Below are 12,758 nucleotides of genomic sequence, written 5' to 3'. Positions count from 1 at the left end.
ATACCCGAAATGGGCGGCGCAGCTGTGCTGCGAACCGCGGTACGATGACCTCCGTGCGCTTCAGACACCTCGGTCCCTGGCTCGCCGTTGTCCTCTGGGTCGGACTGATCTACCTCGCAATTCCATTCGTAAGGAAGCTTCGGGAGTTATTCGTCGCCCACTGGCCGGCTGAGTTCATCGCTTACACGGTGATGGTCGTCGTGGTATGCGCTGTAGCCACAGCTCTCATCCTGCTCGGGCGGCAGCAGTCGCGGGTGGCTCCAGCCGACGTCATGTGGCTGATCGCTGTCGCGGCTGTTGTCGTCCTATGGACCCGACGTCTGATGGGTCAACCTGAGGAAGCGGTTCACTTCATCGAGTACGGTGTGCTCGGTATCCTTCTCTTCCGCGCCCTCTCTGGACCGGTGAAGGACGCCACGGTCTACGTGGTCGTGACGCTGGTCGGGCTCCTCGTCGGTACGGTGGATGAGCTGATCCAGTGGCTCGTGCCAAGCAGGTTCTGGGACCTCCGCGACATCTTCCTCAACGGGGGTGCGGTGGCCCTGATCCAGGTCGCGATCTGGCGGCTGGCCCCGCCTCGGCCCGTGTCGGTGAACAGGTCATCCATGCGACTCGCGTGCCGCCTTGCCGCGGCCGAGGTTTTGCTGCTTCTTCTCTGCCTGTCGGCGACGCCACAGCGTGTGGCCCGCATCGCGGAATTCCTTCCGATTCCGAACCGGCTGGCGCTGGGCCACGAGGCCATCTGCGAATACGGTTTTTTTCATGTGGTGGACGAGTTGACCGCCTTCCGCTCACGCCTTTCAGCGCAAGACCTCGCGACGTCTGACCGGCAACGATCGACCGATATCATCCACTACCTCGACCCGCCCAGACCTGCCGATGGATCGCCGCGCGAGACTGCTTCGCCGGTCACTGACCCATTCCTCTACGAATTCCGGGTTCACCTGTTTGCCAGAAATCGGAATTTCAACAGGGCGCGGACGGCAGACCAGGCCTCTGAGATCTACCGTCGGCGAATGACGATTGCCTGGCGCGAGAATCTGATCCTCGAGACCTCCTTCGGCCGGACCCTGACGCGGGCCGCCCGCCGATGGGGCCCGGACAGGCGAAGATCGGTCGAGGCGGAGCAGGACCCGGACCAGCAATTCGTCAGCCGCGTCGGCGGCCATCTCGTCACGACCTTCAGCGAAGCTCAGCTGCGGGCACTGATGCTGACCCTGCTCGCCGTTTTCGTCGTCTGCGATCTCTCGATCGCTACTCGGCCGCCGCGGGCAGCTCCGCCATCGTGAAAAGATCGAACTCGGGATCGAATTGGGTCAGGAACTCGACGCTCCATATGCGGTAAGTGACCCACAACGGAAGCAGAATGACGGTTCCGACGTACGGCAACGCGACCACACAACAGGTGAGCATGCACACGACCGCGAAAATCGCGGCAAAGACGAAGACCAGTCCCAGAACCAGCAGGGCGTAGAGGACGAAATGCCCCGGGCGGTATTTCAGCCATGGCAGGAGGTAGTTCCACGCCTCCGTCGCCTTGAGGTCGAACTTGTACATGATCGGGATCACGAAAGCCTCGAGCATGAGCGCCACGAATCCGGCAATGATTCCGAAACAGATCAGGACGATCACGCCGAAGATCATGGCGGCGTACGACAACCCCGCCAGCGCGTCGGTGAAGGAAAACGTCGCAGCGGGCGCGAAGAAGACCAATAAAAGCACCATCGCCACCAGTCCGCAGACGACGATGAAGCCAATTCTCCACAGAAAGAGCGAGTTCCCGAGGGTCCGCAACCGATTCCAGGGTTCGACGATCTCTGCGCGGTTGTGCACGACGTTGTCCAGGTAGATGAATTTCGCCCGTGAAGACACCCACAAAACCAGCACGAGAATCGCGGCGATCGCCATGATCAGGATAAAGGCCAGCGGCAGCCAGACCAAGGCGTTCCCGATCTCCTCGTGGGACATCCACCCGTTACAGCGCCCAAATCGGCCTGGAAAGTCTTCCTCGTCAACAATCCACTTCCAACCCCCGCCTCCGGCACCGTCGGCCAGACCGGCGAGCCAGCACGAGAAGCCGAGCACGAGCCACTTCGCGAGATCGAACGGGCGCCACAGGATGAGCTTCATCCTTTCCCAGGCTCGAGTCAGCGGTTCGAAGTACGCAATCCTCATCAGTCCTCCAGTCGGCGTCCCACCGATTGTAGCCGGAGCCAACCGCCGGCGGGTCCGATCCAGTCGTCAACCGCGCCTCTGGGGCGCCGTTCAACCCTTCAAACGGGAAAGAACATGATTGGGTTCTCAGAAGGTGTCAACGCCGTGTCAAAACCAGCCCGACCCTCAAAAAGGAGAAAAGGGCAGGGGGAAAAGGAGGACCGTGGCTTTACCTCCGCCACTTTTCCCCTTTTCTCCTTTTCCACATGGTCGCAGCCGCCTCGGTAGCTATTGTTCAAGGCTCGTCAGCTCTTCGTAGACGGCTCGCCAGAAATTCGGCGAGATGGAGAGGACGGGCATCGGTGAGGTCGGCAACCTGGTGCCGGCAGCTGGTTCCCGAGGCGACAACCGCGGTGTCCTCCGGCAAACCTCTGATCGCTGCCACCAATGGTTCCGCAACCTTGTGCGACAACTCCCTGTGTCCACTCTCCATGCCGAACGCACCCGCCATGCCGCAGCAACCCACATCGAGGAGCCGCGGCACCGAATCGGGAATCCGCTCCAGCAGATCCAGGACTGTTTTCGAGTCGGCCAGGGCGTCCGCGTGGCAATGGGTGTGCAACGCCACCTCACCGCCAGCTTCAAACATTGCCGCCGTCAAAGCTCCCTCATCGAAGAGGCCTGCGACAAACTCCTCGAACAGGAGGCAACGATCCGCTACGCCTTCAACCCCTTCGACTCCGAGCTGGAGGTACTCGTCCACGAAGACCGACCAACACGAGGGCTCGAGGAAGACAATCGGCTCGATGGTGTCGCGGAGCAGAGGGATGTTGTGCTCAGCTGCCCGACGCAGCTCGTCCAGCATTCCGCGGCTCGCGGCCGGCCGGCCGCAACAGACCCGATCCTCGACCAGGGCCACCTCGAACCCGGCCGCCTCCAGCACCGCGACCGCCGCGCGTCCGATCGATGGTTCGTGATAACGCACCCAGGTGTCGTCCCAGAGAAGCACCCGGCTCCTGCTCCCTGCACCTACAGGAACCTTTCGTCGAAACCACCGATCGAACCTTTGGCGGGCGAACGGGGGCAGGGGGGCGCCGACGTCAACACCCAGGCCCTTCTCCATGAGCTCGCGAAACGGCCGCCAGCCTAGCAGGGCATTCGCGATTCCAGGTGTCAGTGTTCCGAGACGGCCGAGCAGATCAGCGTTCGCTATCAAGCGATCGATCAGGCCCGCGCTGCGTTCGCGGTGCCGGGCGTGCACCAGTTCCGCCTTGAGGTGCGCCATGTCCACATTCGAGGGACATTCCACGACACATGCCTTGCACGAGAGACAACTCGACAGGACCTCCGAAAGCTCTGTAGACACGACACCTGATGAGCCTTCGAAACGGCCTTCGAGGGCGGCACGGATCGTGTTGGCGCGCCCGCGGGTCGACAAGGCCTCGTCGCCTGTGGCCAAGAACGTCGGGCACATGGTTGGCGCCGCCTTGAGGCAGCCGCCACAGCCGTTGCACTGCTCCAAGTTAGCAACGAAACCATCGTCTCGTCCGATCCAGGCATACGTCTGCCCGAACGGCAGGACAATCTCCGAGCCTTCCCCGAGGCGGAGGTCGCCATCGATGCGATATCGCCCGTCATCGATGATCTTCCCCGGGTTCATGACCCCGGTGGGGTCGAACAACCGCTTGATCTGACCTGCCGCGTCAATCAGGTCCGTTCCAATCTGCGCCTCGACGAATTCCGTCCGCGCGAGACCAACGCCGTGCTCGGCGGTGAGAGAGCCGCTGAAACGCCTGCACAGATCCGCGACCTGCTCCGCCACTCGCCGTAACTTCGAAATGTCCTCGGTGCGATGCAGGTCAAGCACCGGACGGACGTGGAGCTCTCCCGACGCGGCGTGGCCGTAAAACGAGGCCTCCAAGCCGAGTGGATCGAGGATCTCCCGCAAGCCCTCGACGTACTCCGGCAGCCGTTCCGGACGTACGCAGACATCTTCGATGAAGCCCCACGGCTTTGCCGGGCCAGCACGGCTGGTCAACAATGAAAGCCCGGCGCGGCGCAATCCCCACACCAGTTCCTGCTCACCGGGATCGCGCAACAGCTGACGGCGTCGCCCCGGGGCCCGGCGATCGAGCTCTGCAAGCCCAGAATCGTCGTCAAAGAACTCGACCAGCAACATCGCCTCGCACGGCTCTTCATCGAGGCGCAGAAGGGAGCGTGCGGCGGCGAAGGCGCGATTCCCCACCGTCTGATCGAGTGCTGCGCGGTCCAAATGTTCGATCGCGGCCGCACCGAGTTCGGCGAACTCGACCGACGATCGCAACGCATCCATGACCGATCCGAAGAACACGACCCCGAGATACCGCGTCTCGGGCCTGGGCACCACTCCCAAGACCGCCGAGGCGATGCCCGCCAGCGTACCCTCACTTCCCGCCACCAGCTGAGTGAGATCGCCGGGAGAGCGGAGCGCGCGGTCGAACCCGTATCCGGGCCACCGTTTCATCAGACCTTCGGGCAGTCGTTCAGCGATTGCCTCTGCGTACCGTTCAACGATGACATCCGCACGTTGTCGGATGGCGGGAAGACCGTCATCGTCTGGGCCGACAACCGCCACCGTCCCGTCGGCCAGCACGACCTCCAGCGCGACCACATGATCTGCAGTCGTGCCGTAGACCGGGGCGTGCGCTCCGGAGGAGTTGTTGGCGATCATCCCTCCGAGAGTGGCCCGTGACGATGTGGCCACGTCGGGCCCGAACCACATCCCGTGTTGCGCGAGCTCGGCGTTGAGCTGATCGAGCACCACGCCCGCCCCGACCCGAACGGTTCGACTTTCAGCGTCGTAGTCGGAGATACGTCGGTTGTGGCGCGCGAAATCGACCACCAAACCCCTGCCCAGCGCTCCACCGGCGAGTCCTGTCCCGGCGCCGCGAGGGGTGATCTCGACACCGCCATCCGCCGCGGCACGCAGCACGGTCGCTGCCTCGACTGCCGAACGTGGAAAGGCGACCGCCGCCGGCTCGACCCGGTAGATCGAGGCATCGACTGCGTAGAGGCATCGGGTGAGCATGTCGGTGCGCACTTCGCAACCGGAGGTTACGAGCGCCTGTCGTTGGAGGTCTGTCAGTTCGGCCATGCAGTCATTCTATCCGTGCGGGATGTTGGATGTTGGATGTTGGATGTTGGAACTTGGATGCTGGATGCTGGATGCTGGATGCTGGATGCTGGATGCTGGATGCTGGATGCTGGATGCTGGATGCAACAAATCCATAAGTCGTCTCGCTGCATTGGCAAGGGGCTCGCCACGGCGAAGCCTGTGGGCGAAGCCGGGTGGGCGGCTGTATCGAGAAACAAGTATCGAGAGACGAGTATCTAGCGTGTGAGCGGTCGAACGTTACAATCACGCCATGATTCAACGATCGCGGAGGATCCCGGTTGACCTGTCCCTCAACCGCCTGGCTGAGGCGAGGCAGAGGATCGGCGAGATCCCGTACGACCTCACGGTCAGCAACCCGACGGCGTGTGGGTTCTCGTATCCGGAAACCCTCCTTTCGCCGCTGGCCGCTCGTCGCGGGTTGGTCTACGAACCCGATGCCCGAGGGCCAATGGTTGCCCGCGCTGCGGTGGCCGGGGAGTACGCGCGATGGGGCGTTGGTGCCGACGCGCAGCATGTCCTTCTCACCGCCTCGACGAGTGAGGCCTACTCCTTTCTCTTCCGCCTCTTCTGCAACCCGGGCGAACAGGTGTTGGTGCCATCGCCCTCCTACCCTCTCTTCGATCATCTCGCAAAGCTCGACGGCATCAACGCGACATCTTATGCTCTCGACCCGGAGGCAAACTGGAGAATCGACTTCTCGGCTCTCGAGGACGGATCCGAGGAAGCCAGAGCGGTAATTGTCGTCCAACCCAACAATCCCACCGGCTCATTCATCCATCCCGACGATCGCCAGCGCCTGGTCGATCTGTGTCGCCATCGCGGTTGGGCCCTGATCGCGGACGAGGTGTTCCTCCTTTTCCCGCTCGATGGAGGCCCCGGCTCCGACCAGAGCTTCGCATCAGTCGATGATTGTCTGTGTTGCACACTCGGTGGTCTGTCCAAGAGTGTCGGGCTGCCGCAGCTCAAGCTCTCGTGGATTGTTGTAACCGGCCCTTCGGAGCTCGTCGAACCGGTCCTCGAAGGACTCGACTACGTCGCCGATGCCTATCTTTCGGTCTCGACACCCGTTGCCCTCGCCTCGCCCCAGATCCTCGCCGATGCAGTCCTGATTCGAGAAGAAATTGCCACCCGATGTCAGGCGAACCTCGACGCCCTGCGTCGCCTTGCCAGCGTCCACCCGGAGATCGACGTCGGTCCCATCGGTGGCGGCTGGAGCGCCCCGGTCAGGGTGCCTTCGGTGATCGACGAGGAGGACCTGTGCGTGAAGCTGCTGCTCGAGCGCGGCGTCGCCGTCCATCCCGGCGGTTTCTTCGGTTTCGCGCGCGACGGCTGGCTGGTTCTCAGCCTGCTCCTGCCGCCCGAGGTCTTTCACCGTGGCGTGTGGCTTCTGTTCGACGCGATTGCCGATACTGTCAAATTTCGGTCCGATTCAGCCGGCGGGTGAGCAGCATCACCACCGCGCACAAGACGAGGAGCAGGACGGTGCCCATCAACAATGCCATCTCTTCGAACTGGAGCATGATGAACAGGCTTCCATAGACCGCCGCCAGCACAGCTCCGCAGAGCACGGTCAAAGCGGGCGACCTGACGATAGCGTGTATGTAAGCAGACACCATCGCAATGATGACGAAGCTGGCAACCGCGTATGCCGGGTTGAAGCCGACGAGCTCTGACAACGAGAGCAGCAACATGTAGAAGATGCACAGGGCAAACCCGATCACCACGTATTGCAACGCGTGAATCGAGGTCTCTCCTCCGACCTCGACAGCGAAGAAACCGAGGAGCGTCAGCAGGGAGAAGAGGATCGAGTACTTCACCGTCCTCGTGGTCCGTTGATACGCGTCGACCGGGAAGAGCAGGCGCACGCCGAATGACGAGCTCATAAGAGTATCGCCGTGACAACTGCCTGGATCATCCTCGGAGAGCCAATGTTGAGGCACTTCGCGGTGGAGCGAAAGGACCCTCCAAGACGACCTGAAGCCCGTATCGTCTATGGTTCTCACGTCAGGCAGGAACGCGCCGTCAAAGCTCGGGTCGGGCCACGACGCGCCGAGCTGAACCTCGGTCTCGCGCGCCATCGGCAAGAAATGCAGGCTTTCACTCCCCGCCAGCTCGACCTCGATCTCGAACGGCAACTCCTCGTACCGTCCCTGACTGTAAGGCTGGAGGTCCACCTTTGCTCCGAGCCCTTCCGGGAACGGCCCCCGCCCCTCCCCCGGCTCGGGTGAGAGCGGCGCCTTGCTCAGCTTGATCTGCGGGACCTCCCTGAGACCTTTGGGATCCGAGACCCCGAAGGTGAGCACCGCTCGATCCCAGCGGACATCGATCGGCTCCACCCCCCATCGAGACGGATCGAGAGGTGGAAAGCGGCCGCTGAGGCGCAATTGACCTCGGTAGAGGACGATCTCATATATCGCCCGGTAGCGGACCTCGGGCTCGAGCTGTCCCTCGATCATCAGCGACTCCGGGAGTTGGTGAATCCACACGGTTTTCTCCACTGGATTCCGGTCGGCGTCCTCGCTCCATCTGGTCACGGGGACCGAGAGCACCGGCCCCTGCACGACCTGAGCCCGGCCCCAGGTAGCGGAAACCTCACCGACAATGTCGTCCCGTCGATCGGCACGATCTTTGACTACGAAGCCAACCATCGACGTCGGGATCCACAGAGCGACACCGAGGATCCCGATCACGATGAGCTTGAGGGTCAACATGGAGTCGCTGGAAAGGGGGCGCATCTCGACCTCCCGAAATACCGTTGACACCATAAGAGACCCCGACGATGGCAACAGCGAGGCAGATCCTTGGTCTGGCTCGGGCAAAAAAAGGCATCGAGGCCGTGTCGCGGTTCACCCCATCATCTCGCGCGAGTCACGAGAGGTGTGGTGTCACCAACCTCCTCACCTCGGACCCGGTGAGCACTTTGTGAACCAACAGCTCACCAGCGAGCATCTCGACCGCAGACCAGTGTCGCCGGAGTTCTCTTTCCATTTCGGCGCGAGTCTCCTCGAGCAACGGCATCACGTCCTCGCAATCGTCGACCAGGCGCATGGCGAGACGGACCGCCGTGTCGAGATCCTGGTTCGAATCGTCCCATTGCTCACGACCCGAGATGATTCCTTCGGCAACGATGCCCGCGAGAATGACCTTGAGACGACGCACCACCTCCTCGGCCTCGTCCTCGGGGCGGTCGAACTCCGCAGGGTCGGGGAGATACGCCAGCGACTGAACGCTGCCGGTATGCTCGCGGTCGCCGATGATCTCAACCTCGGTCACGTGCCGGCCGCAGAGCTGTGCCATGACTGCGTGCCCCGCCTCGTGGTAGGCCGAGAGACGTTCTGCGAAATCGGGCGCCATGGGGTCGTCCAGCATCGGCAAATGGTAGCGCAGCGCCGTTCCGTCACGGGTGCAGCGGCTCGACGGTAAGACGGTAAGACGGCTGGACGGAAATACGGCCCGACGGTTACACGGCTCGACGGCTAAGGGGCACCACGTTCCCGTCTCGCGTCGGCGTCTTTCCCTCCGCCTGCGGAATTGTCGTACGGTTAGCTGGTCGGGGAAAACCGTACCGTCGTTTGGCGGTCCTGCCGTTTGGTTGCGAGCGTCAGCGAGCGGCGGGCGGGCGGCGAGGTAGCGGGATCAATCGCGGAGGCGCCACTTCATTCGACGATCCTGCATCCAGCGCACGGCGAGAGCGTCGCGCAGGCCTGAGAAGGCGCGGTCCCAGGTGCCATACTTGCTCTTCCCGGCGGTGCGCTCGGTGTGGCGCACCGGTATCTGCGTGACGGTGTAGCCCTCCATCCGCAACAGCGTGGGCAGGAATCGGTGCATCCCGGTGAAGATCTTCACCTGTCTGATCGCGTCGGCCCGGAAGACCTTGATCGGGCAGCCGGTATCCTGAATGTCCTCGCGGGTGAGCCAGTTTCGGACACCGTTGGCAAAGCTGGAGCTGAACCTTTTCCAGCCGCTATCGTGACGTTCGGCACGGATCCCCACTACAGCGTCGACGCCCTCGTTTTCGAGCAGGTCAATCAGTTGCGGCAGATCTTCGGGGTATGTCTGGAGGTCGGCATCGAGGAGGGCAACCAACCGCCCGCGAGCATGCTCGAACCCCGCGTCGAGCCCCGCAGACTGGCCGCAGTTTTCTTTAAAATGCAGGACCTTCAGCCGCTCTTCACCGGCAGCCAGCTCATCGAGCCGCTCGCCAGATCCGTCATTCGAGCCGTCGTCTACCGCAAGCATCTCCCACGATCGTCCGGCGCCGTCCAAGGTCGAGCGCACACGGTCGACCAGGGCGTCGACATTGTCCCTCTCGTTGTAGATCGGAACCACGATCGACAGGTCCGGCCGATCATCGGAGTTGGTCGTCATGCCCATCAGGGTAGCGCAAAACGCCACGACCAGGGACGGTACTCGAAGGCAACCGTGTGGCGACCGGCCGGTACGACAACGCCGATGCCGGCGATGTTCGTCCGCACCAGTCCCTCGGGTTCGCCGTCGACCGAGGCCCGCCAGCCTGGCGCCCACGCCTGAGCGGCGACCACCAGGCAGGGCCCGTCGCACTCCGCCGTCGCCTCGATCGATGTCGGCGTCCGTCGCCAGAGCTCGCAAGCAAAGACGTCCGCACCCACCCCTTCTTCGCCACTCACGAGGGCAGTGGTCTCGAAATCGATGGCTTCTACAAGCTCGAGAAGACGCGAAGTGTTTTCGGGCTCCTCGACGACGCGGCCCACAACGCGTACTTCAGGGAGGACCCGAGGATTCGACCAGATGGCGCCATCGCGGTCGCGGTACTCCGGCCGCCAACCCTCGAGCTCCCGGCCGGGCGGGGTCACCGCAAGGCCCACCCCCCAGGCCCCACACAGCCCCGCCGGCAGGCGTTCCAGGGGTCCTCCGAGAATCGTTGCCGGCTCGCCGAGAACCCCCGTCAGACGGACAAAGGTGGACGGTCTGAGAGGACCGAAGGCGCGCAGGTCGCGGAGTCCGTAGCGACTGGCGAGGTTTGGCGAAAAAGCACGACCGAGGCCGACGATTCGAGTTGGCTCTTCGGCCTCGAGCTCGACCAGCCGCTCGACCAGCGGAGGCGTCGGCAGCCGATCAGAAGTGCTCGCAACCGGGTTGATCCCCACCGCCAGCAGGGCGAGCTCGATCGTCACCAACACCGGTGCAAGCGAACCTCGCCCGAAAATCCCGACGACTCCAGCCATACCGACCGACAACACCACCAGCGCCGCATCAACCGGAGCGAGAGAACCGGGCGCTGCCCACGTCGCCGCAATCGCCAATCCGACGGCCGGGAGAAGCCGGACAGGAAGCAAACGCGCTCTGCCCCACATCGCCCCGTCCAACGCGAGTACCGCGAGCACGATGACACCCCACGGAATGAGAACGCCGAACCGTGGGAGCGTCATCTGATCGAGCGGCGGGATGCGCACGAGCAACGATTCGATCGGCGGAATGCGCAGGAGAAGAGTCAGGCCGAGCAAGGCCGAGGCGCCGGCCGCAAAAACCCACCGTCGATACCGGTTTCGTGGCCGGCCACTCGCGAGCAGGGCCAGTACGACGCCTCCCACCCCGACCGCGCCGGGCGCGTGCGGGTACTCCGGCCGCCAGTCTCCGCGTCCGGGGTGGCCCATGGAGGCCGGCAGAATCATTTGCCGAGCCAAATCGCTCTGTATGGATGGCGGCAACCCCTCCCGGTTGGCCTCGCCATCGGCACCCAAAGCATGTCTCGACGAGGCCTGGATGTAGCCCACCGTCGGCCACGCCAGTGCGAGCGCCGTGAGGCCGGCAATTCCGGCCACCGCTACCGCCTTCCACCAACGACGCGGGTGGCAGCAGAGCAGCGCCAACAGGGCTGAGCCGCAGACGACGGCGGCGGATTCCGGATGAAGACCCGCCCCCATCAGCCATCCGAAACCCAGTCCTACTAGGACCGCACCCCTGAACGAACCCTGCCGGCGGCTAACCCACCAGACCGCCCACCACGTCCACGGCAACGCAGCCACCGCCCACGCCAACGGCACCAGCAACCAACCGACGAGATAGGGAGCACCGGCCCAGGCCACGCCACCGACCGCGGCTGCCCGCCACCGAAGGCGCAACGCCGTGGCGAAGAATAGGAATGCGCCCAGGCCCGCCAACTCGATCTTCCAGAAAGCCATGATGGTCGTGCCGCGCTCCGGACCGTGAAGCCATACCGGCACCATCATCGGCGCCCAGATGCCCGTCTGGCCGTTGGCCATCAGCGGCAACCCACCGCCAACGCCGGGCTGGATCGAGGGGAACTCTCCTCGACGCATCTGGCGGCCCGTTTCGTCCCACCACGGGTGGAACTGGTAGACGAGGTCTCCCTGAGTGGGCTGAAAGCCCGCAGTCCTCGACCACTCCACATGGCGAAACGGTGGCGAACCCTTGATCGTCGTGACCGGGTTGAGGTCACCGCCGACCAGCAGAGCCGGGCCAACGATCGTCGCCACAATCACATCGAGCAGGAGCTGAAAACGGAAGGTCGCCCTGTGCCGCCGAAACAGCCATAGGTGGAGGATGATCAGCGGAAACAGGGTCCAGCCGAAAAGGGACATCTGACAGAGTGTGGTCGGGTCGCCGTGACCCGTCAAGCCTTGTCAACGGGTGTTGCTCGCGATCCGTATTAAACTCGCACGACGTAGAGATGTTGCGACACTCACTCTTCCTGCTCGGCGAGTTCACCCGCCGCGATTTCAAGGGCCGTTACGCCGGCTCGGTGATGGGCTTTCTCTGGTCCTTCGTGCAGCCGTTGTGGATGCTGGCACTGTTCACATTCGTTTTTTCGGTCGTCATGCGAATCCCGCGAGGAACTCTGGAGCTGACCGACAGCTTTGCGGTCTTTCTCTTCTGCGGCCTGCTGCCCTGGATGGCGGTGCAGGAAGGCATCACTCGCGCTACGACGGCGATCACCGAAAACGCGGCACTGGTCAAGAAGATGTCGTTCCCGTCGGCGCTCCTGGTGTGGGCGGTCGTTCTGGCCGCGCTGTTGCATGAGGCGATTGCGCTCGCTCTCTTCGTGATTGTGCTTGGAATTTCTGGAGAGCTTTCGCTTTCGGGAATCTGGATCCTCATCATCGCAGTTCCGCTGCAGGTCGCGCTAACGGCGGGCATCGGTTTTTTCTCGGCCGCCATCAACGTTTTCTTCCGGGACACGGCGCAGATTGCGAATCTGTTGCTGCAAGGCTGGTTCTACCTGACGCCGATCGTCTACCCGATCGGACTGGTCCCCGAGCGGTACCAGTTCTACCTGGCCCTCAATCCGCTCACACCGCTGGCCGACCTGTACCGCCAGGCCCTGCTCGGCGGCTCGATGCCGCCACTGGCGACGCTGACACCACTGGTCATCGCCTCGGTTTTTGCCCTGGTGGTCGGCACCTGGGTGTTTCGCCGGCTCAAACCGGTGTTCGCGGACGAGATCTGAGGG

9 protein-coding genes are annotated in these 12,758 nt (G+C 63.3%); 3 read left to right on the top strand and 6 right to left on the bottom strand.

What is annotated here, in order from left to right:
• Positions 1–53: 53 nt before the first annotated feature.
• Positions 54–1,289: a VanZ family protein gene (locus LJE93_10635; GenBank protein ID MCG6949357.1), complete on the top strand. Its 1,236-nt coding sequence runs from the start codon at positions 54–56 to the stop codon at positions 1,287–1,289.
• Here LJE93_10635 and LJE93_10630 read toward each other — a convergent pair.
• Positions 1,255–2,175: a hypothetical protein gene (locus LJE93_10630; GenBank protein ID MCG6949356.1), complete on the bottom strand. Its 921-nt coding sequence runs from the start codon at positions 2,173–2,175 to the stop codon at positions 1,255–1,257. The two genes, LJE93_10635 and LJE93_10630, sit on opposite strands and share 35 nt — an antisense overlap.
• 274 nt (positions 2,176–2,449) lie before the next feature.
• The gene (locus LJE93_10625) at positions 2,450–5,287 is read right to left on the bottom strand and encodes an FAD-binding protein (protein MCG6949355.1); all 2,838 of its coding nucleotides are present in this window, start codon (positions 5,285–5,287) and stop codon (positions 2,450–2,452) included.
• A 271-nt stretch (positions 5,288–5,558) separates the two neighbouring features.
• Here LJE93_10625 and LJE93_10620 point away from each other — a divergent pair, with 271 nt between their 5' ends.
• Positions 5,559–6,752 carry a pyridoxal phosphate-dependent aminotransferase gene (locus LJE93_10620; GenBank protein MCG6949354.1) on the top strand — a complete coding sequence of 398 codons (1,194 nt, stop codon included), beginning with the start codon at positions 5,559–5,561 and terminating at the stop codon, positions 6,750–6,752.
• Here the strand turns inward: LJE93_10620 and creD are convergent.
• From creD to LJE93_10600, 4 genes are all read right to left on the bottom strand, one after another.
• Complete coding sequence (gene creD, locus LJE93_10615) at positions 6,721–8,043, bottom strand: cell envelope integrity protein CreD (GenBank protein MCG6949353.1); 1,323 nt, start codon at positions 8,041–8,043, stop codon at positions 6,721–6,723. The genes LJE93_10620 and creD overlap by 32 nt on opposite strands.
• 133 nt (positions 8,044–8,176) lie before the next feature.
• Positions 8,177–8,677 carry a hypothetical protein gene (locus LJE93_10610; protein ID MCG6949352.1) on the bottom strand — a complete coding sequence of 167 codons (501 nt, stop codon included), beginning with the start codon at positions 8,675–8,677 and terminating at the stop codon, positions 8,177–8,179.
• A 267-nt stretch (positions 8,678–8,944) separates the two neighbouring features.
• Positions 8,945–9,676: a glycosyltransferase family 2 protein gene (locus tag LJE93_10605; protein ID MCG6949351.1), complete on the bottom strand. Its 732-nt coding sequence runs from the start codon at positions 9,674–9,676 to the stop codon at positions 8,945–8,947.
• A 5-nt stretch (positions 9,677–9,681) separates the two neighbouring features.
• Complete coding sequence (locus LJE93_10600; GenBank protein ID MCG6949350.1) at positions 9,682–11,889, bottom strand: YfhO family protein; 2,208 nt, start codon at positions 11,887–11,889, stop codon at positions 9,682–9,684.
• 89 nt (positions 11,890–11,978) lie between these two features.
• Between LJE93_10600 and LJE93_10595 the strand changes: the two genes are divergently transcribed.
• Positions 11,979–12,755 (top strand): ABC transporter permease, encoded by a 777-nt coding sequence (locus LJE93_10595; GenBank protein ID MCG6949349.1) that lies wholly within the window; start codon positions 11,979–11,981, stop codon positions 12,753–12,755.
• Positions 12,756–12,758 lie beyond the last annotated feature (3 nt).

This window comes from Acidobacteriota bacterium, from assembly GCA_022340665.1.
Classification (GTDB): domain Bacteria; phylum Acidobacteriota; class Thermoanaerobaculia; order Thermoanaerobaculales; family Sulfomarinibacteraceae; genus Sulfomarinibacter.
This window is presented reverse-complemented; position numbering and strand designations above follow the sequence as displayed.

Excerpts from the sequence above, each read along its gene's own strand:
- LJE93_10630 (MCG6949356.1), bottom strand. The coding sequence starts at position 2,175 with ATGAGGATTGCGTACTTCGAACCGCTGACTCGAGCCTGGGAAAGGATG.
- LJE93_10625 (MCG6949355.1), bottom strand. The coding sequence starts at position 5,287 with ATGGCCGAACTGACAGACCTCCAACGACAGGCGCTCGTAACCTCCGGT.
- LJE93_10620 (MCG6949354.1), top strand. The coding sequence starts at position 5,559 with ATGATTCAACGATCGCGGAGGATCCCGGTTGACCTGTCCCTCAACCGC.
- creD (MCG6949353.1), bottom strand. The coding sequence starts at position 8,043 with ATGCGCCCCCTTTCCAGCGACTCCATGTTGACCCTCAAGCTCATCGTG.
- LJE93_10610 (MCG6949352.1), bottom strand. The coding sequence starts at position 8,677 with ATGCTGGACGACCCCATGGCGCCCGATTTCGCAGAACGTCTCTCGGCC.
- LJE93_10605 (MCG6949351.1), bottom strand. The coding sequence starts at position 9,676 with ATGACGACCAACTCCGATGATCGGCCGGACCTGTCGATCGTGGTTCCG.
- LJE93_10600 (MCG6949350.1), bottom strand. The coding sequence starts at position 11,889 with ATGTCCCTTTTCGGCTGGACCCTGTTTCCGCTGATCATCCTCCACCTA.
- LJE93_10595 (MCG6949349.1), top strand. The coding sequence starts at position 11,979 with ATGTTGCGACACTCACTCTTCCTGCTCGGCGAGTTCACCCGCCGCGAT.